Here is a 21,029-nt window from a genome sequence, read left to right as displayed (position 1 = left end):
ATTTAATGACGTTCGACGACCGCGACGCGCTGCCCCGCGCGCACGGGCGAACCCGGCGCCACGTAGATCTCGCCGACGGTTCCGGCGCACGGCGCACACACCGAGATTTCCATCTTCATCGACTCGATGATGAGCAACACGTCGCCCGCGTCGATCGCGTCGCCGGTTTTCACCTTGACCTGCCAGAGGCTGCCGGCGATCTCGCTGTCCACGGCGACTTCGCCGTCTTTGAGCGGAGCGAACTGAGTGTCTTCGGCGACCGGCGTCTCGAACGTGCCTTCCGCGGTGCCCGCTTCACGCCACCGCTCGCGCTCCGCCTGGAAGGCCACCTGCTGCCTTGAACGGAACTGCTCGATGCTGACGGACTCGCGTGCGAGAAATGCCTGATAGTCCGGCAGCGAAAGCTCGGACTCCTCGATCCGCAACGGATAACGCCCGAGCGGAAAGTCCGCGCGGATGCGCAACAGTTCGTCGGCCGATACTTCATAGAAGCGAATCTGGTCGAAGAAGCGCAGCAAATAGTGCTGTCCGGCGAAATCCTCGACATCGCGGTAGCGATTCCACATCTGCAACGTGCGGCCGACGAATTGATAGCCGCCAGGTCCTTCCATGCCATACACGCACAGATACGCGCCGCCGATGCCGACCGAGTTCTCGGCGGTCCACGTGCGGGCCGGGTTGTATTTCGTCGTGACCAGCCGATGTCGCGGGTCGAGCGGTGTCGCGACCGGTGCGCCGAGGTACACGTCGCCGAGTCCCATCACCAGATAGCTCGCATCGAAGACGATCTGCCTGACCGCGTCGATGGAGTCGAGGTCGTTGATGCGGCGAATGAATTCGAGGTTGCTTGGGCACCACGGCGCGTCCTTGCGCACGGTGGTCATGTATTTTTCGATCGCGAGCTGGCACGCGGGGTCGTCCCAGGACAGCGGCAGATGAACGATTCGCGATGGCACCCGCAGATCCTCGTGCAACAGGACGTCGTCCCACGCCTGCGCGACGGCGTCGAGCAATCGCGCGAGCGGCAATTCTTCCGGCCGGTAGTGGATCTGCAGCGAACGGATGCCCGGCGTCAGATCGATGACTCCAGGCAGATGCTTCGCTTCGAGGGACTGCATCAGCGCATGTCCGCGAAACCGTGCCACCAGGTCGAGTTCCGCAGGTCCGATTTCGAGCAGCAGATGCGTGTCGCCGGATACGCGCGCAACGAGTCTGTCGCGGTCCGCGCCGGTATCGAGCACGATCGGCGACGTCAGCGGGGCTCTTCTTTCGCTCGGCGCACTCGGTGCAACGTCGAGGTTCTCCATTTCCCGGCGGCGCTCACGCGCAGCCTCACGCGCTTCGTCGACTTCGACGGGCAAGAAGCGGATCCTGTCGCCTGCTTTCAACTGGCCGACCTGCCAGAGGTCCGCCTCGATTATCGTCACCGGACACACGAAGCCGCCGAGACTCGGGCCATCGGGTCCGAGAATCACGGGCATGTCGCCGGTGAAGTCGACCGCGCCGACCGCATACGGATTGTCGTGAATGTTCGACGGATGCAGTCCGGCCTCGCCGCCGTCCTCGCGCGCCCACTCGGGCTTCGGTCCGATCAGGCGCACGCCGGTACGGCTGGAGTTGAAGTGAACCTCCCACTCGGTGTCGAGCAGTTGCGCGATATAGCGGGCGCTGAAATATTCCGGTGCGCCGTGCGGGCCGTAGATAACTCGAAGGGTGCGCACGCCGTCGAGTGCCGGTGCGTTGACGAGCGCCGCGCCGGCCTGCGCATCGTCGAGCGGATAAAGATGCAGCACATCGCCCGCGCGGATCGCGCGGCCGCCATGGCCGCCGAACTGGCCGAGCGTAAAGGTGCTGCGGCTGCCGAGATACAGCGCGACGTCGAAGCCGCCGCGCACGCATAGATAAGCGCGCGCGCCCGCGCCCCGTATCGTGCCGAGTGCGAGCGTCGAGCCCGCCCGAACATGGAGGCTCGTGTTCAGCGGCTGTGCGACATCGTCGAGCAGCACCGGAATCTGCGCGCCAGTGATGGCGACCACGGCATCCGTGTTGAAGCGCAGCGTCGGCCCGCTCATCGTGACTTCGAGCGCGGCGGCGTCGGCGGCATTGCCGAGCAGGCGATTGCCGAGCCGCATCGCCCGGTCATCCATCGGCCCAGAAGGCGGAATGCCGACCGCCCAGTAGCCCAGGCGGCCCGGGTAGTCCTGCACCGTCGTCTGCGTGCCGCCGCTGACGACTTCGACCGTGCTGGCCTGATACCTGAGCCCTTCGAGACACCGAGTCCACGGTTCGCCCGACGCAAACGGCCGGTCGCGCAGAATCTGGCGCAGATAGTCGCGGTTCGTCTCGACGCCATAGAGGCGGGTGTCGCGCAGCGCATCGTCGAGCGCATCGCGCGCCTGATCGCGAGTCGGCGACCACGCGATCACTTTCGCAAGCATCGGGTCGAAGTAGGGCGGCACTTCGCAACCGGCCTCGATCCAGGTATCGATTCGCAATGCGCGGCCGTCCGCGTGCGGGAACGCGACATCGGTCAAGAGGCCCGGACTCGGTTTGAAATCTCGGCCCGGATCTTCCGCGTAGAGTCGCGCCTGGATTGCGTGTCCTCGCGGCGTCAGACCCGCCGCCAGAACCTTCAGCGGCGCGAGCGTGCCGGCCGCGAGTTCAATCATCCAGCGCACGAGGTCGACGCCCCACACCTGTTCGGTGACGCCATGCTCGACCTGCAGACGCGTATTGACTTCGAGAAAGTAGAACCGTTCGGCGGCGCTGTCGTACACGAACTCGACGGTGCCGGCTGAGCGATAGTCGACGGCTTTCGCGAGCCTGACCGCTGCCTCGCACAACGCGGCCTGAACGCCATCGGGCAGGCACGGCGCGGGCGTTTCCTCGAGCACCTTCTGATTGCGCCGCTGCACCGAGCAGTCGCGCACGCCGAGCGCGAGCGCGTCGCCCTTGCCATCGCCGAATACCTGCACTTCCAGATGCCGCGCCCGTTCGATGTACTTCTCCAGAAACACGCCGGCATCGCTGAAGTTGTTTTCGCCGAGGCGTCTGACCGCGTCGAAATGGGCGCCGAGTTCGTCGGCATTCCAGCACACCCGCATGCCGATGCCGCCGCCGCCCGCGGTGCTTTTCAGCATCACCGGGTAGCCGATGGTCTGCGCGGCGGTGAGCGCGGCCGGCACGTCTGCGAGCAGGCCGGTGCCTTCGAGCATCGGCACGCCTTCGTTGGCCGCGATTTCGCGGGCCGTGTGCTTGAGGCCGAATGCGCGAAGCTGCGCGGGCGTGGGTCCGATGAACGCGATCCCCGCCGCTTCGCAGGCTTCGCCGAATGCCGCGTTCTCCGACAAGAACCCATAGCCGGGATGGATCGCCTGCACGCCTTCGCGACGCGCGATCGCGAGGATCTTGTCCACGTCGAGATAAGTCAGCGCGGCCGGTCCGTCGCCGAGCGCATGCGCGACAGGCGCTTCGCTGACGTGGCGGCTCGCTCGGTCGGCTTCCGCATAGATGGCGACGCCGGTGACGTCGAGTTCGCGCAACGTCCTGAGAATGCGGCATGCGATAGCGCCGCGATTGGCGATCAGAATCTTCTCGAACATGGAAGGTGTGTTGATTCGGAGGCGGGCCGTCCCGCCGTGGGAATGGCCGGCCGTGGTCGTCCACGGCCGAAGTCGCGTCAGCGATCGGTGTGGGTCAGTTCTTCGCGCGTGCGCGTGAGATAGCGGCCCGAGCGAACCAGCATGATGAGAAAGAGCCAGTGGCGGATGCGCTTCAGTTCCATATCAGCAGCTCCGCGGGCGTCGGGTTGTAGGCGTTGCACGGATTGTTCAGCTGCGGGCAGTTGGAGATCAGCACGATCACGTCCATCTCGGCGCGCAATTCGACGTATTTGCCCGGCGCGGAAATGCCGTCTTCGAAGCTGAGCCCGCCCGTCGCCGTCACCGGCACGTTCATGAAGAAGTTCACGTTAGCGCCGATGTCCTGCTTCGACAGGCGGCCGTCGTGAGCGCAGGCACGCAGGAAGTTGTCGCGGCAGCTGTGCATATAGCGTTTCTCCAATGCGTAGCGCACTGTGTTGCTCTCCTGCGCGCAGGCGCCGCCGAGCGTATCGTGGCGGCCGCACGTGTCGGCGACGATCGTCAGCATCGGGTTGCCGAGATTCGAGTACAGCACCGAGCCCGTCGTCAGATAGAGGCTCTTTTGCCGGCGCAACGTGCGTTGCGGATCGAAGCGCTCGCGCGGATCGGCGAGGCTGTAGAACAGCGTGTCGACCGCCTGATTGCCTTCGAGATCGACGATGCGCAGCGTTTGCCCGGCCTTCACCTCGTGAAGCCACGGCTCGCCCGCGGCGAGTGTCTCGCGATGGACCGCGGTTTCCGGACGTTTGTCGCTGACGATAAGCGTGCTGGTCATAAGCGTGGCCTTCGCTCAAAGAAAGAAGCGTTCTGTGTTGATGAAACCGCGTGCGTTCTCTTCGCATGCGGTACGGCAAACTTCGGCGACCTCGGGCCGCGCGTCGCTCAATTCGAGCTTGACGGGCCTCGGCGCGTATTCGGGGTTCGGGTCGAGCGGGTGCTGGATCGCGGTGAGCACGACGAGCGTGTTCATCGGCGCGTAAAGCTCGACGTAGTTGCCGGCCTTGGAGTTGCCGGGCACGAAGCTGAGCACACCGTCGTCGCTGACGTCGACGCGGCTGAACAGATTGAGCGTCATCAACAGGTCCTTGATGCCGAGTCCCCACTTGCCCATCTCGACGAGCAGGTTGTCCGTGCCGTTGCGATAGAACGCGTTGCGCAGCTCCTGGTAGCGGCCCGCGCCGCATCGTTCGCGAACCTCGTCCGCATTCGAAACGCCGCCGATGCTGTCGTGCCAGCCACAGGTATCCGCGACGATCGCGGCAAGCACACGGCCCATGTCCGAGTAAAGGCAGTGTCCAACCGTGAACCTGGCCGTGTGCTGGCACTTCAACGAATCCGGCAGATTGAGCCGTTCGCTTTTTTCCGTCGCGTTGACCATCATCACGCTGACGTTCGCGCCGCCGCGCAGGTCGGTAATGCGCAGCGATTGACCGCGCTTGACAATCAGCGACATATGACCGCCACCCGGGACGGTTTCTTCAAGCAGTAAGGTCGTATCTGAGTTCATACCTGAGTTCCCTTCAGTCGGAGACCAGTTCGATATGCGATGCGTCTCGCACGGCAGCCTCGGCGATATGCACGGCGGACACCGAATCGCGGCTGCGATCGAGCGGAATGTTGTAGGTGATACGCGAGCCATAGGCGCCCGGCGCTTGCGGGTCGACGCGCACCTTGTCGAAAACCAGCACGCGGCTGCCCAGCGTGAAGCCTTCTTTCAGGTCATGCGTGACCATGAAGATCGTGAGCTTCGCTTCGCGCCACAGGTCGGACAGCAGCTCATGCATGTCCTTGCGGATGCCGGGGTCGAGCGCGCCGAACGGTTCGTCGAGCAGCAGCACGCGAGGCTTCATCATCAGCGCCTGCGCAATCGCGAGGCGCTGCTGCATGCCGCCCGACAGTTGCTGCGGAAACTTGTTCAACGCCGCACCCAGACCGACGCGCTCGAGCATGGCCGCTGCCTCGTCTCGCGCTACGCGCCGACGGGAACCGAATAGCCGGCCGGTGAACTTCGCCTGGGGAAGCTCGAGCCCCAGCATCACGTTGCGCAACACGCTCAGATGGTCGAACACCGAGTAGCGCTGAAACACGACGCCGCGATGCCTGTCCGGCTCAGCGGGCAGCGGCTTGCCGTTCAGCAGGATCTCGCCGCGGGTCGCGCGCTCCTGACCGAGCAGCAGGCGCAGAAACGTCGACTTGCCGCAGCCGGATGCGCCGACCATCGAACAGAACTCGCCTTCCTTGACGGTCAGATTCAAACGCTCGAGCACGACCTGGTCGCCATACTCTTTCCAGACGTTGCGGACTTCGATCATCGCGCGCCTCCGTACCACGGGAAGCACCATTGCGTGATCCGGCGCAGCAGCTCGTCGGTGAGCCATGCGAGCAGCGTGATCCACGCGACGTAGGGCAGGATCAGGTCCATCGACAGATAGCGGCGCACGAGGAAGATCCGATAGCCGAGGCCATCGGTCGACGCGATCGCTTCGGCCGCGATCAGAAAGAGCCACGCCGCGCCGAGAGACAGACGCGTCGCCACCAGGAGACGCGGCAGCAGTTGCGGCAGTACCAGACGCAGAATCAATGTCCAGCTGGTGGCGCCAAGCGTCTGCGCCTTGACCCACAGCTCGACTGGAATCTCGCGGGCACGAGCATGCAGATCGCGAATGATCACCGGCGTGATGCCGACGACGATCAGCACGACCTTCGACAACTCGTCGAGCCCGAACACGATGAACAGGATCGGCAGCACCGCCAGCGGCGGCACCATCGAGACCACGGTGATGAATGGCGAAAGCGTCGCGCTGACGAGCGGCAACGAGCCGGTCGCGATCGCAGCCACCAGCGCGATCACGGCACTGACGACGAGGCCGATGCCGAGGCGCCGCAAGCTCGACGCCGTGTCGGTCCACAACAGATACTCGCCGGTGCGCTTGTCCTCGGTGAACGCGGCTAACTTGACCGCGTCGCTCATTTGCGCCGCGCTCGGCAGCAGCTTGTCATCGGGATTGAGCGAGAGCCGCATCGAGGACCCGGTGAAGTAGACCGCGAATAGCACGACGAACGGCAACAGGAGCAGCATCAAGCCGCCGATCCGGCTCGGATGTCGATTGATGAGTCGCATGGTGAGCGCCTGGTTGGAAACCTGGAATGCAGGCCCGCAATGGCGAGCCCGCGGCGAGTGCGAGCAAGGTCCGTCTCAGAGCTTGCCCGCGGCCGCCATCGCGACGTAGGTCGGATCGAAACGCAGCTTGACGTTGTTCTTGTTGCCGACCACGACGCCCTTGTCGAACGCCATGCCGACCGCGTCCGCGCTTTTCGCGTCCTGTCCGAGCAGGCCGTGATCGAAAGAGAACTTCGCGACGCGCGTCATGATCTTCGGCATGTCGGCGCTGGTGACGAAGTCGAGCGCGGCTTGCGGCGAATAGAACAGGGCGGTCGTCGACAGTTGGCCCTTGAAGTTGGCTAGATCGGTGCCCGAGGCCTTGGCCATCGCAGTCAGGGCGGACGTGCTGGCAGCGGAGTTGGTATGCATCAGCGCGACCATTTCGAACCATGCGCCGGTCAGCGCTTTGCCGAGAGCGGGGTTCTGCTGCAACGTCTTCGTGTTGACGACCATCATGTCCATGATTTCGCCGGGGATCTTGCTGGAATCGAAGACTTCGCTGACGTTCGGCTGCGACTTCAGATCGGCGAGCATCGGATTCCACGTGACCGCGTTGTGAACCGTGGGGGTCGCGAATGCGCCCGAGATGTCGGCATCCGAGGTGTTCACGACCTTGAGGTCGCGCTCGCTCATATGCGCGCTTTCGAGTGCGCGCGCGAGCAGGTAGTGGGAGACGGAGAACTGTACGAGGTTGACCTGCTGTCCCTTCAGGTCGGCGATCTGCTTGCCCTTGCCCTTCATCAGCACGCCGTCGTTGCCGTTCGAATAGTCGCTGACGATCAGGGCCGTCGAATCCACCCCGCCGGTGGCGGGAATCGTCAGCGCATCCATGTTGGTCATCGCGCAGCCGTCGAACTTGCCGGCCGTGTACTGATTGATGGACTCGACGTAGTCGTTCAGCTGCACGACATCGACATTGATGCCGTACTTCCTGGCCCATTTGGACACGATGCCCTGGGTTTTCGCTTCACCCCACGGCATCCAGCCGGCGTAGATGGTCCAGCAGACCTTGAAGTCGTTGCGGCCCGCGGCGAACGTGGGGCTCGAGGCGAAGGTGGCGAGGGAGACGGCGGCAATGCCAAGACAGCGAACGAGCTTGAACATGGGTTGACCTCGGAGGGGACGGTTAGCGACGGCAGGGAGCAGCGCAAACATCGCGTTCTCTCCCGGGCTTTTGTCCCGCCGTGTAACCTCGCCTGAGGTCGACAGCTCTCGGACCAGCACCTGCGTGAAGCAGGTCGGAACCCTAGCCGTCCATTTCCAGATTGTTTGTCGAACCGGAGGTTGCGCCGGCTCCTTGCGCGCTCTTTAAAGCGGGAAGTGTGCCAGACCGGCTGTCTTGGACTAGTCGGCGGCCAGGTGCGACGAAGGGGAAGTTTTTGCCCTGGGGCTGGGAGGGCGTGCACTGATGTGCGTCAGCGAGTGCACTCGATTCGGGCGCAGCGGACCGGTATACGACTCAGCGATGCCAGATAAGATGTAGCGGTCGTGGCGAGCTGTCCTGGCGCTCGCCATGCGGCCGCGCCGTTCGAACCTGCTATTTGATGCCATTCCTATCGAATGCGAAACGAACCGCAAGTCAATGTCGTCCGGCAGATTCCACGCAGCGTATGGGTTCTAGGATGTGTGAGTCTTTTGATGGACATCTCATCCGAAATCATCCACAGCCTGCTGCCGATGTTTCTGCTGGCGAGCCTTGGCGCCGGCGCCGGCGCGATTGGTTTGATCGAGGGCATCGCGGAGGCCACGGCCCAAATCGTCAAGGTGTTTTCGGGAACGCTGAGCGACTACCTCGGCAACCGGAAGTGGCTCGCCGTGGCCGGGTATTCGCTCGGCGCAATGAGCAAGCCGCTCTTTGCCATTGCGTCGTCTGTGGGTGTCGTGGTGACTGCGCGCATCATCGACCGTGTCGGCAAGGGCATTCGCGGTGCGCCCCGCGATGCGCTCATCGCAGATGTGACGCCGCAGCACCTGCGTGGCGCGGCCTTCGGCCTGCGTCAGTCGCTCGATACGGTTGGTGCGTTCCTCGGACCGCTGCTGGCCGTCCTGATCATGCTGGTGTGGGCAGATAATTTTCGGCTTGCCTTCTGGCTTGCCGTCATTCCCGGTGCGCTCGCGGTCGCGCTGTTGATGTTTGGTATCACGGAGCCTGAGCACGAGCCTCTCGCCAAAGGGAGCAACCCTGTGCGGTGGAAGAGTCTCAGGGACCTTGGCTTGGACTACTGGTGGGTCGTCGGGATAGGCGCTGTTTTCGCGTTGGCGCGATTCAGCGAGGCTTTTCTGGTGCTTCGTGCGATGGGTAGCGGCGTACCGATTGCGCTCGTTCCGCTGGTCATGGTGGCAATGAATATCGTCTACGCGCTGTCCGCGTATCCGTTCGGGAAGCTTGCGGACACGATGCGCCATACGCGGCTGCTGATAGGTGGTCTCGTCATGTTGATTGGCGCCGACCTCGTGCTTGCACACGGCACCCACTGGAGCATCGTCGTCGTGGGCGTAGCGCTTTGGGGGCTGCACATGGGGATGACGCAAGGCCTGCTCGCGACGATGGTCGCACACACGGCGCCTGCGCATCTGCGCGGGACTGCGTTTGGCTTCTTCAATCTGCTGAGCGGCATCGTGACGCTGGTTGCGAGTGTTATCGCAGGCCAGTTGTGGGAGCGTCTGGGTGCAGCCACGACGTTTTATGCGGGGGCAGCCTTCGGTTTGATGACCGTCGTGCTGCTTCTCTTTCATCCGACACCGGCCGAAGCTCGTGACGAGTTGAGCTGACTTGGGATAGCCGGAGTATCAGTCTGGAAAATGCACGCGTTGTTGCCGCTGCTTTCCCAACGGTGAGTGGTGTGTGTAGCGGCAACTAACTGCCTGAACCCGGATGCCTACCGGGCGTGGCGGCGCTTCAAAGCAAAAAAGCCGCTGTCCTTGTGGGACAGCGGCTTTTTCTTGAAGCTGGTGGCGAATCAGGGACTCGAACCCCGGACCTGCGGATTATGATTCCGTCGCTCTAACCGACTGAGCTAATTCGCCGAAAGAAGCGAGATTATGCTGGGGCAACCGGAGGCTGTCAACCCCCGGCGCACAACTTTTTCAGATAGCCCAAACTGGCGGTCCACTCAATCCTTCGCGTAGATATCCGAGTCCTTGGTCTCACGCACGAACAGCATGCCGATCACGAAGGTGATCACCGCGATGATGATCGGATACCAGAGCCCCGAGTAGATGTTGCCCCTCGCCGCGACGATCGCGAACGCGGTCGCCGGCAGGAAGCCGCCGAACCAGCCATTGCCGATGTGATACGGCAGCGACATCGACGTATAACGGATGCGCGTCGGGAACATCTCGACCAGCATCGCCGCGATCGGCCCGTAGACCATCGTCACGTAGATCACGAGGATCGTCAGGATCACGACGCTCATCGGCCAGTTGATCTGCGCCGGATCGGCCTTCGGCGGGTAGCCGGCAGCCTTCAGCGTCGCGGCGAGCGTCTTCTCGAACGTCTTGGCTTGCTCCTTCGCGTCGGGGGCGCGGCCGTCGAACGTGTTGACGACCGTATCACCCACGCGGATCTGCGCGATTGTGCCGGCCGGTGCCGCGACGTTGTCGTAGTTCAGGCCGGCTCGCGACAGCGCGCCCTTCGCGATATCGCACGAGGTCACGAACCTAGCCGTGCCCACCGGGTTGAACTGGAACGAGCACTCGCCAGGATCGGCGATCACGACGATCGGCGACTTCAACGTTGCGGCTTCGAGCGCCGGGTTCGTGTAGTGCGTGAGCGCCTTGAACAGCGGGAAGTACGTCAGCGCGGCGATCAGCAGACCGGCCATGATGATCGGCTTGCGGCCAATGCGATCCGACAGCGACCCGAAGAACAGGAAGAACGGTGTGCCGATCAGCAGCGCGAGCGCAATCATGATGTTGGCGCTCGTGCCGTCGACCTTGAGCGTCTGCGTGAGGAAGAACAGCGTGTAGAACTGGCCCGTGTACCACACGACAGCCTGGCCGGCCGTCAGGCCGAGCAGCGCGAGAATCACGACCTTCAGGTTCTTCCACTGGCCGAACGCTTCGGAGAGCGGCGCCTTCGAGGTCTTGCCCTCGGCCTTGATGCGCTCGAACACCGGCGACTCATGCAGTTGCAGGCGAATCCATACCGACACCGCGAGCAGCAGGATCGACAGGACGAACGGGATGCGCCAGCCCCAGGCGCCGAACGCGTCTTCGCCCATGAAAGTGCGCACGCCGAGGATCACGAGCAGCGACAGGAACAGGCCGAGCGTCGCGGTGGTCTGGATCCACGCGGTGTAGAAGCCGCGGCGGTTCGCCGGCGCGTGTTCGGCCACGTAGGTCGCGGCGCCGCCGTACTCGCCGCCGAGCGCGAGACCCTGCAGCAGACGCATCGCGATGAAGATCACCGGCGAAGCGATGCCGATCGCCGCATAGCCCGGCAGGAAGCCGACGAGGAACGTCGACAGGCCCATGATGATGATCGTGATCAGGAACGTGTACTTGCGCCCGACCATGTCGCCGAGCCGTCCGAATACGACCGCGCCGAACGGCCGCACCGCGAAGCCCGCGGCGAAGCTGAGCAGCGTGAAAATGAACGCCGCGGTCGGATTGACGCCGGAAAAGAAGCTCTTGCTGATGAAGGCCGCAAGCGAGCCGGCCAGATAAAAGTCGTACCACTCGAAAACCGTACCCAGCGACGATGCGAAGATCACCCGCTTCTCATCGCGCGTCATCGGCGCGTGCGAGAGTTGCCCGCCAACGGTAGCCATATGTCGTCTCCAATATTGATATACACACGGATCGCCAGCGCAGGCGTCCCCGTGCAACCGATTATTGGAGTGGAAACTTACGGCGTTCTGACTCGACGCCACAACCTGGGGTCGTCCGGTAAAGCGGCAAGGAGGCGCTCAACTTCGGTCAATGTGCAGCGATGTTTGCGCAATCCTCGCTGAAATATCTCAAAAACACGCTGACGGTCAAGCTGCCGATCCGGCCATGTTAGGGTAAGTCCCGCCCCCGTGCGAGCACGTGCAAGCTGACACGCACCAGGGTGCCGGCGAGCCGTGGCGACTCCTGATAGACGTTGTCGTCGATGGCGAGCTCGCCGCCGTGCATCGCCGCGATCTCGCGCACGATCGCGAGACCGAGGCCGCTGCCGTCACCCTCGCGGCCCAGAATCCGGTAGAAGCGCTCGACCACGCGCGAGCGCTCGCTGGCCGGAATGCCGAGCCCGGTGTCCTCGACTTCCAGATGCACGAGCCGCGCGGGAGCGTCGTGCCGCACCCGCACGGTGATGCGGCCGCCCGCCGGCGTATAGCGGATCGCATTGTCGATCAGGTTCGATAGCATTTCGCGCAGCATCACCGGATTGCCGGCGACTTCGACCGGCTCGTCGGGCGCTTCGTAGCCGAGGTCCATCTGCTTGGCGAGCGCGGCCTGCACCCATTCGCGCACCGCGCTGCGTGCGAGTTCGCCGAGTTCGACCGGCGTGAAGATCTGCCCCGAGCGACGGTTCTCCGCGCGCGCGAGCGCGAGCAGCTGTGTGACGAGCCGCGCGGCGTGCTCGGAGCTGGTCGCGATCTGTTCGAGCGAGCGATGCACCTCGGCGGGCGCGTTCTGGCGCAGCGCGAGCTCGGCCTGCGTGCGCAGGCCGGCGAGCGGCGTTTTCATCTGATGCGCGGCGTCGGCGATGAAGCGCTTCTGCAGCTCCATGTTCTGTTCGAGGCGCGTGAGCAGATCGTTGAACGACGTGACGAGCGGCTCGATTTCCGGCGGCGCGCGGCGCGCTTCGAGCGGCGACAGATCGTCGGGCCGGCGCGCGCGGATATGGGCCTGCAGCGCATGCAGCGGCTCGAGCCCGCGCGACAGCCCGAACCACACGAGCAGAATCGCGAGCGGCAAAATCACGAACTGCGGCAGGATCACGCCCTTGATGATGTCGTTGGCGAGCTGGCTGCGCTTGTCGAGCGTTTCGGCGACCTGTACCAGCACGGGCTGAGCGCCCGGCGTCTGCGGAAACTCGACGGTGGTATATGCGACGCGGATGTCGTTGCCGCGCAGCACGTCGTCGCGGAATTCGACGAGGCCCGGTGGCGGGCGGTCTTCCTCGTGCGGCAGCGGCATGTCGCGCTCGCCGGCCACCAGTTCGCCGCGCGTGCCGAGCACCTGGAAGAACACGCTGTCGACGTTGTCGGCGCGCAGGAAATCGCGAGTCGACTCGGGCAACGACAGCTCCGCGACGCCGTTGACCGGGTGGATCTGGCGCGCGAGCACGTAGGCGTCGGTTTCGAGCGCGCGGTCGAACGGCCCGTTCGCGATCGACTTCGCGACCAGATAGGTGACCGCGAGGCTCATCGGCCACAGCAGCAGCAGCGGGGCGAGCATCCAGTCGAGAATCTCGCCGAACAGCGAGCGCGGACGCGCTTCGGCGGCGGCCTCGGTTTCGTCGGGCGGGGCGAACGGATTGGCGTAGCGCGCGTCGCGCGCCTCGTCGAGGTCCGCCGCGTGCGCCGTGGCGCGATCAGCGCGTGCGGACATCGCTGGCCTCTATTTGTAGTGATGGCTCGCCGGCATCGCGGCGGACGACGGCGCGGTGGACGGTGGTGCCGTTTGTGCCGCTTGTGCCGTTTGCGACTCGGAGCCGGCAGGGGCAGCGGGCGCGTTCGCATTTGCCGGCGGCGCCGCCTTTTCGAGGCAGTAGCCGAGCCCGCGCACGGTGATGATGCGCACGCCGCTCGGCTCGATCTTCTTGCGCAGCCGGTGCACGTAGACTTCGATCGCGTTGTTGCTGACTTCCTCGCCCCATTCGCACAGATGGTCGACCAACTGCTCTTTCGAGACCAGCCGGCCGATCCGTTGCAGCAGCACTTCGAGCAGACCGAGCTCGCGTGCGGAGAGGTCGATCACCTGGTCGTTGACATAGGCGATGCGGCCCACCTGATCGAACGACAGCGAGCCATGCCGCACGACGGTCGGGCCGCCGCCGGCGCCGCGCCGCGTCAGCGCGCGCACGCGCGCTTCGAGTTCGTTCAGCGCGAAGGGCTTGGCCATGTAATCGTCGGCGCCGAGATCGAGGCCTTTGACGCGTTCGTCGACGCTGTCTGCGGCGGTCAGGATCAGCACCGGCAGGTTCGAATTGCGCGCCCGCAGGCGGCGCAGCACCTCGAGCCCGGACATGCGCGGCAGGCCCAGATCGAGGATCAATAGGTCGAACGTCTGCATTGACAACGCGGTATCGGCTTCTACGCCGCTTTTGACGTGATCGACCGCATAGGCCGATTGGCGGAGTGATCGAACCAGACCGTCCGCGAGTATGCTGTCGTCTTCGGCAATCAGAATTCGCATGGTGCGCCAGCCTGGCTTTGCCGGCACCGTGGGGCTTGCCCCGGCGCGCAGCGGTCTCCGAACATTATTGTGGGTAGTGGGGGTGACGCGACAGTAAAAATGCGCGTTCGCATCATATCGCGCTTGCCAAAACCACTGTTTTTTTATACAGTGTCTGCGTTTCGTGTGATGTCCTGAAGACTGCGCTCAATTCGAGCCGAATTCCGGACGTACACCTGCCTCAGACGCCGTTCATCATAGCAAAGGACGATTCATGGAAGAAAGCAAGAAAGGCTCGGCTGGACTGACTGCTGAAAAGAGCAAGGCTCTCGCCGCCGCGCTCGCGCAGATCGAAAAGCAGTTCGGCAAAGGGTCGGTCATGCGGCTCGGCGCAGGTGAGGCAGTCGAAGACATCCAGGTGGTCTCCACCGGATCGCTCGGCCTCGACATCGCACTGGGCGTCGGCGGTTTGCCGCGCGGCCGCGTGGTCGAAATCTACGGTCCGGAATCGTCCGGTAAAACCACGCTGACGCTGCAGGTCATCGCCGAAATGCAGAAGCTCGGCGGCACCGCGGCGTTCATCGACGCGGAACACGCGCTGGACATTCAATATGCGGGCAAGCTCGGCGTGAACGTTGCCGACCTGCTGGTCTCGCAGCCGGACACCGGCGAACAGGCGCTCGAAATCGCCGACGCGCTGGTGCGCTCGGGCTCGATCGACATGATCGTGATCGACTCGGTCGCGGCGCTGGTGCCGAAGGCGGAAATCGAAGGCGAAATGGGCGACTCGCTGCCGGGTCTGCAGGCGCGTCTGATGTCGCAGGCACTGCGCAAGCTGACCGGCACGATCAAGCGTACGAACTGCCTCGTGATCTTCATCAACCAGATCCGCATGAAGATCGGCGTGATGTTTGGCAACCCGGAGACCACCACGGGCGGTAACGCGCTGAAGTTCTACGCGTCGGTGCGTCTGGACATTCGCCGCATCGGTTCGATCAAGAAGAACGACGAAGTGATCGGCAACGAAACACGCGTGAAGGTCGTCAAGAACAAGGTGTCGCCGCCGTTCCGCGAAGCGATCTTCGACATCCTGTACGGTGAGGGCATCTCGCGTCAGGGCGAAATCATCGACCTCGGCGTGCAGGCGAAGATCGTCGATAAAGCCGGCGCATGGTACAGCTACAACGGCGAGCGGATCGGTCAGGGCAAGGACAACGCGCGTGAATTCCTGCGCGAAAATCCGGACATCGCTCGCGAAATCGAAAACCGTATCCGCGAATCGCTGGGCGTTACCGCGATGGCGGACGCCGTGACCGGCGCGGACGCTGAAGTCGCGGACGAAGAAGAGTAAGCATCACGTGATACGCAAAGGCCGGCCGTTGTCCGGTTCCGACTCCGGACGCTATCCGGACGGCCCGCGCGACACGGCGGATGGATCGCCTGATTCCGGCGATCCATTCGATCCGTTCGAATCGTTCGACGCACACGACCGCGCCGCAGGCCGCGGCCCGCAGCGCACGCGGTCTGCATCCGCTGCAGCATCGTCCAGCCCGGATTTCTCCGGGCGCGATTCCCCACCCCCGTCCGAAGTCACCTACACCCGCTCGCGTCGCCAGGCGGGCGAAGCAAAGCCGGGGCAGGCCGACCAGGACGACAGCAGAAAATCCCAACGCCCAACCCGTTCGTTGAAAGCACGCGCACTCGGTTATCTGTCGCGCCGCGAATATAGCCGCGCCGAACTCGCGCGCAAGCTGAAACCGTATGTCGAGGAAACCGATTCGCTCGACGCGGTGCTTGACTCGCTGGAAGCCGAAAACTGGCTATCGGACTCGCGCTTCGCGGAAAGTCTGGTTCACCGGCGCGCATCGCGGCTCGGCACGAGCCGCATCCTCGGCGAACTGAAGCTGCACGCGCTGAACCCGGCGCTCGTCGAAGAGGCGAGTGCGCAATTGCGCGAAACCGAACTCGCGCGCGCCCAGGCGGTCTGGCGCAAGAAGTTCGGCCAGCTGCCGCAAACGCCGGCGGAGCACGCGAAGCAGGCGCGCTTCCTGGCGTCGCGCGGCTTCTCCGGCGCGACGATCGGCAAGATCCTGAAGGGTATCGACGACATCTGCGACGGCGACTAGCACGGCAGCCCTGACGGCCGGTCGATTGCCGCGCCGTAACCCGGCTCGAGGCCATGCGCAATCGGGGCTGTCCCAAATACCCGTTATGCTAAAATCCAGAGGTTTTCCAATCCGGCCTTTCCTTCCCGCATGTCGCTCTCCCCGCCAGTGTCCCGTCAGTTGCGCCACCGTCGCGCAATCAGAGCGGAAGCTTACGAGCGAGCCGATGGCCTGTGGGATGTGGAAGCGTGCCTGACCGACGAAAAGCCTCGCGATGTGGCGCTTCCGTCGGGAATCCGGCCCAATGGTCAGCCGATCCATGAACTCTGGCTTCGCATCACCATCGATCGCAAGCTCAATGTCGTCGACGCCGAGGCGTCGTCCGACTGGGTGCCCTATCCAGGGTTATGCCAGGCCAGCAATCCCGCCTACCGTGCCCTCATCGGGCTCAATCTGTTCCACAACTTCCGTCGCGATGCTGCCCGTTTGCTGGCCGGCACGGCCGGTTGCACGCATCTCACCGAGCTGTGCGCGATGTTGCCGACTGCCGCGATCCAGGCGTTCGCCGGCGAAGTGTGGAACACCGATGAAGGCACGCCGGGCGCGAACGCGGGTTCGGGAGACGAATCGTCCAACGGCACAGGCGAGCATTCCAACGACAAACCGCCATTCCAGTTGGGACGCTGCCACGCGCTGCGTTTCGACGGCGAGGCGGTGAAACAGTTTTATCCGCGCTGGTATGGCCACGCACCGCGTCCGGCGGAACGCGCGGCCTCGTCGGACGACGCGGCGGCCCGCGCACCAAGCGGCGACGCGTCGGCCTGAACGGCGGCAACGGAATCGAAGTTCTATCCAACTCTCAGACTGAAGGGAATCACGCATGAAGATTCACGAGTACCAGGGTAAGGAAATCCTGCGGAAATTCGGCGTCGCGGTACCGCGCGGCAAGCCGGTCTTCTCGGTGGATGATGCGGTCAAGGCCGCGGAAGAGCTCGGCGGCCCGGTGTGGGTCGTCAAGGCTCAGATCCACGCAGGTGGCCGTGGCAAGGGCGGCGGCGTCAAGGTCGCCAAGTCGCTGGAACAGGTTCGCGAGTACTCGAACCAGATCCTCGGCATGCAGCTCGTCACGCACCAGACCGGTCCGGAAGGCCAGAAGGTCAATCGCCTTCTGATCGAAGAAGGCGCTGACATCAAGAAGGAACTGTATGTCGGTCTCGTGATCGATCGCGTTTCGCAGAAGATCGTCGTGATGGCGTCGAGCGAAGGCGGCATGGACGTCGAAGAAGTCGCGGAAAAGACGCCTGAGCTGATCCACAAGGTTGCTGTCGATCCGTCGACCGGCCTGAAGGACTCGGAAGCAGACGACCTCGCGAAGAAGATCGGCGTGCCCGACGCTTCGATCCCGCAAGCCCGCGCGATCCTGCAAGGCCTGTACAAGGCATTCTGGGAAACCGACGCATCGCTCGCCGAAATCAACCCGCTGATCCTGACCGGCGACGGCAAGGTCATCGCACTCGACGCGAAGTTCAACTTCGACTCGAACGCGCTGTTCCGTCACCCGGAAATCGTCGCTTACCGCGATCTGGACGAAGAAGATCCGGCTGAAATCGAAGCGTCCAAATTCGACCTCGCGTACATCTCGCTCGACGGCAACATCGGCTGCCTCGTGAACGGCGCAGGCCTCGCGATGGCAACGATGGACACCATCAAGCTGTTCGGCGGCGAACCGGCGAACTTCCTCGACGTCGGCGGAGGAGCTACGACCGAGAAGGTCACCGAAGCGTTCAAGATCATGCTGAAGAACCCGAACCTGACCGCGATTCTGGTCAACATCTTCGGTGGCATCATGCGCTGCGACGTGATCGCGGAAGGCGTGATCGCGGCGTCGAAGGCCGTGTCGCTGAAGGTGCCGCTCGTGGTCCGCATGAAGGGCACGAACGAAGACCTGGGCAAGAAGATGCTCGCCGAATCCGGCCTGCCGATCATCTCGGCGGACAGCATGGAAGAAGCGGCTCAGAAGGTCGTCGCGGCTGCTTCGGGCAAGGCGTAAGCCACCTGTCTGCGGCGCATTTACCAGCTCATTTGCCAAAATGACGAGTGGCGGCGCGCGAGCGACACAGGCGTGAAGCATCGCGCCGCGTGGCGCTACCGCGCGACGCCAAACGAACAGAGGTCAATACATGTCGATTCTGATCAACAAAGACACCAAGGTCATCACGCAGGGCATCACCGGCAAGACCGGTCAGTTCCACACGCGTGCATGCCGTGAATACGCAAACGGCCGCGAAGCGTACGTCGCGGGCGTGAACCCGAAGCGCGCCGGCGAAGATTTCGAAGGCATCCCCATTTACGCGAGCGTCGCTGAAGCCAAGGCTGAAACGGGCGCAACCGTGTCGGTGATTTACGTTCCGCCGGCAGGCGCTGCTGCAGCCATCTGGGAAGCAGTCGAAGCCGACCTGGATCTCGCAATCTGTATCACGGAAGGCATCCCTGTCCGCGACATGATCGAGATCAAGGACCGTATGCGTCGCGAAAACCGCAAGACGCTGCTGCTCGGACCGAACTGCCCGGGCACGATCACGCCGGACGAGCTGAAGATCGGTATCATGCCGGGTCACATCCACCGCAAGGGCCGCATCGGCGTCGTGTCGCGTTCGGGCACGCTGACGTATGAAGCAGTCGGCCAGCTGACCGCGATCGGCCTCGGCCAGTCGTCGGCAGTCGGTATCGGCGGCGACCCGATCAACGGTCTGAAGCACATCGACGTGATGAAGATGTTCAACGACGATCCGGATACGGATGCCGTCATCATGATCGGCGAAATCGGCGGTCCGGACGAGGCAAACGCCGCGCACTGGATCAAGGACAACATGAAGAAGCCGGTGGTTGGCTTCATCGCTGGCGTCACGGCGCCTCCGGGCAAGCGCATGGGCCACGCCGGCGCGCTGATCTCGGGCGGTGCCGACACCGCTGAAGCGAAGCTGGAAATCATGGACGCATGCGGTATCAAGGTCACGAAGAACCCGTCGGAAATGGCGCGTCTTCTGAAGGCGATGCTGTAAATAGAATTCGCGTGCCGTAGGCGCGCGATTTTGATACGCTTACGAAGTCCTTTCGTGAGCGAGCGGTCCCGAAAAACGGGGGAGTGCAGACTCCCCCGCTTTTTTTTCGTCCGTGCTCGCGCCGTCGTGCTGTCCGCCCGGTCGATTTTTTCTTATTCTTTTTTCCATGCTCGAATTCTTCACGACGCTCAATTGGGGCGCGGTTTTTCAGATCATCGTCATCGACGTTCTGCTCGGCGGCGATAACGCGGTCGTCATTGCGCTCGCCTGTCGCAACCTGCCGCAGTCGCAGCGCATGCGCGGCATCGTGTGGGGGACCGCCGGCGCGATCCTGCTGCGGGTCGTGCTGATCGCGTTCGCGGTCGCGCTGCTCGATGTGCCGTTCCTGAAGTTCGCGGGCGGCCTGCTGCTGCTGTGGATCGGTGTGCGCCTGCTCGCGCCCGCGCACGACATTCACGACAACGTGAAGCCGGCCGACAAGCTGATCTCGGCGGTGAAGACGATCATCATCGCGGACGCGGTGATGAGCGTGGACAACGTGATCGCGATCGCGGGCGCGGCCGAAGCCGCGGAGCACGAGCACAGGCTGGCTCTGGTGATCTTTGGCCTCGTCGTGAGCATTCCGCTGATCGTGTGGGGCAGCCAGCTGATTCTGAAACTGCTCGATCGCTTTCCGGGCATCGTGCTGTTCGGTGCGGGTCTGCTCGGCTGGATCGCGGGCGGCCTGATGGTCAACGACCCGGCCGGCGACCGCTGGCCGGTCCTCGACACGCCCGTCGCCGAATACGGGATGAGCATCGCGGGCGCGCTGTTCGTCGTGATCGTCGGTTATCTGTTGAAGCGCCGTAACGCGAAACGCGCGGCGGTGTGAGCACGGCATTGACGGTGCGCCGCTGCCTAATCCGCGATGCCGTCCGAATGCAAGCCTGGCCATCCGGCTGACTGTGACGCGCGAGCTTCGCTCGCTACGATTGAAAAGCCTGTTCCCGATCCACGGGCCAGGCGTTTCTCGTATCAGGAGTCTGCCGATGATCGTTATCCTGCCATATTCCCCTTACTCTCAATCGACGCAATTTTCGCGTAGGTCACGCCGCGCACGCTGGCGCGAGAATTGGTTCGCGCGCCTTTGCCGGCGCTGCGGCGTCGGTTTCACGCTGATCGAGTTGATGATCGTGCTGGCGATCGTCGGTGTGATCGCAGCCTATGCGATACCCGCGTATCAGGACTATCTGGCGCGCAGCCGGGTCGGCGAGGGCTTGTCGCTGGCGGCGTCGGCGCGGCTCGCGGTGGCCGAAAACGCCGCGAGCGGCAACGCGTTCAGTGGCGGCTATGCGTCGCCGCCCGCCACGCGCAACGTCGAGTCCATCCAGATCGACGACGACACCGGCCAGATCACGATCACGTACTCGACGCGCGTCGCGCAGGCCGGCGCCAACACGATGACGCTGGTGCCCTCGGTGCCGGACAACGCCGACGCGCCGAGCGCACGTGTCGCGTTGAGCAAGGACACGGTGCAGACGGGCGCGCTGACGTGGGAATGCTTCGCGAGCGGCAAGAGCGCGTCGTCGTTGCCGGCGCCGGGTTCGGGGCCGATGCCGGGCGAAGCGCCCACGCTCGCAGCGAACCTGGCACCGCCTGAATGCCGATCGTAAGGGGGCAGATGAAGGGGCGAACGAGACGACGACCAGGCGCTGACCGGACGACTCGAAGCCACAACGTAAAGGGCTGATTT

The 21,029-nt window shown here is 63.8% G+C and carries 17 protein-coding genes, 1 tRNA gene and 1 riboswitch; of the genes, 8 read left to right on the top strand and 10 right to left on the bottom strand.

Annotated features, from left to right (window positions below; translation table 11 throughout):
• Positions 1 to 2: 2 nt before the first annotated feature.
• The 6 genes from uca to BC1002_RS12805 form a co-directional block, all read right to left on the bottom strand.
• Entirely contained in the window at positions 3 to 3,602 is a 3,600-nt protein-coding gene (uca, locus tag BC1002_RS12830) for an urea carboxylase (protein ID WP_013090456.1), read from the bottom strand.
• Between the two features lie 172 nt (positions 3,603 to 3,774).
• Positions 3,775 to 4,416 carry an urea amidolyase associated protein UAAP2 gene (locus BC1002_RS12825; RefSeq protein WP_013090454.1) on the bottom strand — a complete coding sequence of 214 codons (642 nt, stop codon included), beginning with the start codon at positions 4,414 to 4,416 and terminating at the stop codon, positions 3,775 to 3,777.
• A 15-nt stretch (positions 4,417 to 4,431) separates the two neighbouring features.
• The gene (locus BC1002_RS12820; protein WP_013090453.1) at positions 4,432 to 5,148 is read right to left on the bottom strand and encodes an urea amidolyase associated protein UAAP1; all 717 of its coding nucleotides are present in this window, start codon (positions 5,146 to 5,148) and stop codon (positions 4,432 to 4,434) included.
• A gap of 13 nt (positions 5,149 to 5,161) precedes the next feature.
• Positions 5,162 to 5,953, bottom strand: a complete 792-nt coding sequence (locus BC1002_RS12815; RefSeq protein WP_013090452.1) for an ABC transporter ATP-binding protein — start codon at positions 5,951 to 5,953, stop codon at positions 5,162 to 5,164.
• Positions 5,950 to 6,762 carry an ABC transporter permease gene (locus BC1002_RS12810; RefSeq protein ID WP_013090451.1) on the bottom strand — a complete coding sequence of 271 codons (813 nt, stop codon included), beginning with the start codon at positions 6,760 to 6,762 and terminating at the stop codon, positions 5,950 to 5,952. Before BC1002_RS12810 ends, BC1002_RS12815 begins: the two co-directional genes overlap by 4 nt.
• Positions 6,763 to 6,837: 75 nt before the next feature.
• Positions 6,838 to 7,908 (bottom strand): putative urea ABC transporter substrate-binding protein, encoded by a 1,071-nt coding sequence (locus BC1002_RS12805; RefSeq protein WP_013090450.1) that lies wholly within the window; start codon positions 7,906 to 7,908, stop codon positions 6,838 to 6,840.
• Between the two features lie 57 nt (positions 7,909 to 7,965).
• Positions 7,966 to 8,065, bottom strand: a riboswitch (guanidine-I (ykkC/yxkD leader).
• Between the two features lie 299 nt (positions 8,066 to 8,364).
• On the opposite strand from BC1002_RS12805, the gene BC1002_RS12800 reads away from it, so the two are divergent.
• Positions 8,365 to 9,576 carry an MFS transporter gene (locus BC1002_RS12800; protein ID WP_013090449.1) on the top strand — a complete coding sequence of 404 codons (1,212 nt, stop codon included), beginning with the start codon at positions 8,365 to 8,367 and terminating at the stop codon, positions 9,574 to 9,576.
• A 178-nt stretch (positions 9,577 to 9,754) separates the two neighbouring features.
• Here the strand turns inward: BC1002_RS12800 and BC1002_RS12795 are convergent.
• From BC1002_RS12795 to BC1002_RS12780, 4 genes are all read right to left on the bottom strand, one after another.
• A tRNA-Met gene (locus BC1002_RS12795) sits at positions 9,755 to 9,831 on the bottom strand.
• Between the two features lie 86 nt (positions 9,832 to 9,917).
• Positions 9,918 to 11,576 carry an MFS transporter gene (locus BC1002_RS12790; RefSeq protein ID WP_013090448.1) on the bottom strand — a complete coding sequence of 553 codons (1,659 nt, stop codon included), beginning with the start codon at positions 11,574 to 11,576 and terminating at the stop codon, positions 9,918 to 9,920.
• A 229-nt stretch (positions 11,577 to 11,805) separates the two neighbouring features.
• Complete coding sequence (locus tag BC1002_RS12785) at positions 11,806 to 13,344, bottom strand: sensor histidine kinase (RefSeq protein WP_013090447.1); 1,539 nt, start codon at positions 13,342 to 13,344, stop codon at positions 11,806 to 11,808.
• A gap of 9 nt (positions 13,345 to 13,353) precedes the next feature.
• The gene (locus tag BC1002_RS12780; RefSeq protein ID WP_013090446.1) at positions 13,354 to 14,151 is read right to left on the bottom strand and encodes a response regulator transcription factor; all 798 of its coding nucleotides are present in this window, start codon (positions 14,149 to 14,151) and stop codon (positions 13,354 to 13,356) included.
• Between the two features lie 253 nt (positions 14,152 to 14,404).
• Here BC1002_RS12780 and recA point away from each other — a divergent pair, with 253 nt between their 5' ends.
• The 7 genes from recA to BC1002_RS12745 all read left to right on the top strand — a co-directional run bounded on the left by recA (position 14,405) and on the right by BC1002_RS12745 (position 20,949).
• Complete coding sequence (recA, locus tag BC1002_RS12775; protein WP_013090445.1) at positions 14,405 to 15,481, top strand: recombinase RecA; 1,077 nt, start codon at positions 14,405 to 14,407, stop codon at positions 15,479 to 15,481.
• 7 nt (positions 15,482 to 15,488) lie between these two features.
• Entirely contained in the window at positions 15,489 to 16,256 is a 768-nt protein-coding gene (gene recX, locus BC1002_RS12770) for a recombination regulator RecX (RefSeq protein ID WP_041734429.1), read from the top strand.
• Positions 16,257 to 16,385: 129 nt separating this feature from the next.
• On the top strand, positions 16,386 to 17,060 hold the full coding sequence (locus BC1002_RS12765) for a DUF2889 domain-containing protein (RefSeq protein WP_013090443.1): 675 nt from the start codon (positions 16,386 to 16,388) through the stop codon (positions 17,058 to 17,060).
• Positions 17,061 to 17,115: 55 nt separating this feature from the next.
• Positions 17,116 to 18,285, top strand: coding sequence for an ADP-forming succinate--CoA ligase subunit beta (sucC, locus tag BC1002_RS12760; RefSeq protein WP_013090442.1), 1,170 nt, complete (start codon positions 17,116 to 17,118; stop codon positions 18,283 to 18,285).
• Between the two features lie 130 nt (positions 18,286 to 18,415).
• Entirely contained in the window at positions 18,416 to 19,297 is an 882-nt protein-coding gene (gene sucD, locus BC1002_RS12755) for a succinate--CoA ligase subunit alpha (RefSeq protein ID WP_013090441.1), read from the top strand.
• 166 nt (positions 19,298 to 19,463) lie between these two features.
• Positions 19,464 to 20,168: a TerC family protein gene (locus BC1002_RS12750; RefSeq protein WP_013090440.1), complete on the top strand. Its 705-nt coding sequence runs from the start codon at positions 19,464 to 19,466 to the stop codon at positions 20,166 to 20,168.
• 157 nt (positions 20,169 to 20,325) lie between these two features.
• On the top strand, positions 20,326 to 20,949 hold the full coding sequence (locus tag BC1002_RS12745) for a pilin (RefSeq protein WP_013090439.1): 624 nt from the start codon (positions 20,326 to 20,328) through the stop codon (positions 20,947 to 20,949).
• The last annotated feature ends 80 nt before the right edge of the window (positions 20,950 to 21,029 follow it).

Origin of the sequence: Paraburkholderia atlantica (assembly GCF_000092885.1) — a bacterium.
GTDB lineage: Bacteria > Pseudomonadota > Gammaproteobacteria > Burkholderiales > Burkholderiaceae > Paraburkholderia > Paraburkholderia atlantica.
The sequence above is the reverse complement of the archived record's forward strand: the minus strand, read 5'-3'. Positions and strand labels throughout refer to the sequence as shown.

Bases quoted from the DNA above. Each gene is read 5' to 3' on its own strand.
- uca (WP_013090456.1), bottom strand. From the start codon at position 3,602: ATGTTCGAGAAGATTCTGATCGCCAATCGCGGCGCTATCGCATGCCGC.
- BC1002_RS12825 (WP_013090454.1), bottom strand. From the start codon at position 4,416: ATGACCAGCACGCTTATCGTCAGCGACAAACGTCCGGAAACCGCGGTC.
- BC1002_RS12820 (WP_013090453.1), bottom strand. From the start codon at position 5,148: ATGAACTCAGATACGACCTTACTGCTTGAAGAAACCGTCCCGGGTGGC.
- BC1002_RS12815 (WP_013090452.1), bottom strand. From the start codon at position 5,953: ATGATCGAAGTCCGCAACGTCTGGAAAGAGTATGGCGACCAGGTCGTG.
- BC1002_RS12810 (WP_013090451.1), bottom strand. From the start codon at position 6,762: ATGCGACTCATCAATCGACATCCGAGCCGGATCGGCGGCTTGATGCTG.
- BC1002_RS12805 (WP_013090450.1), bottom strand. From the start codon at position 7,908: ATGTTCAAGCTCGTTCGCTGTCTTGGCATTGCCGCCGTCTCCCTCGCC.
- BC1002_RS12800 (WP_013090449.1), top strand. From the start codon at position 8,365: ATGCGAAACGAACCGCAAGTCAATGTCGTCCGGCAGATTCCACGCAGC.
- BC1002_RS12790 (WP_013090448.1), bottom strand. From the start codon at position 11,576: ATGGCTACCGTTGGCGGGCAACTCTCGCACGCGCCGATGACGCGCGAT.
- BC1002_RS12785 (WP_013090447.1), bottom strand. From the start codon at position 13,344: ATGTCCGCACGCGCTGATCGCGCCACGGCGCACGCGGCGGACCTCGAC.
- BC1002_RS12780 (WP_013090446.1), bottom strand. From the start codon at position 14,151: ATGCGAATTCTGATTGCCGAAGACGACAGCATACTCGCGGACGGTCTG.
- recA (WP_013090445.1), top strand. From the start codon at position 14,405: ATGGAAGAAAGCAAGAAAGGCTCGGCTGGACTGACTGCTGAAAAGAGC.
- BC1002_RS12765 (WP_013090443.1), top strand. From the start codon at position 16,386: ATGTCGCTCTCCCCGCCAGTGTCCCGTCAGTTGCGCCACCGTCGCGCA.
- sucC (WP_013090442.1), top strand. From the start codon at position 17,116: ATGAAGATTCACGAGTACCAGGGTAAGGAAATCCTGCGGAAATTCGGC.
- sucD (WP_013090441.1), top strand. From the start codon at position 18,416: ATGTCGATTCTGATCAACAAAGACACCAAGGTCATCACGCAGGGCATC.
- BC1002_RS12750 (WP_013090440.1), top strand. From the start codon at position 19,464: ATGCTCGAATTCTTCACGACGCTCAATTGGGGCGCGGTTTTTCAGATC.
- BC1002_RS12745 (WP_013090439.1), top strand. From the start codon at position 20,326: ATGATCGTTATCCTGCCATATTCCCCTTACTCTCAATCGACGCAATTT.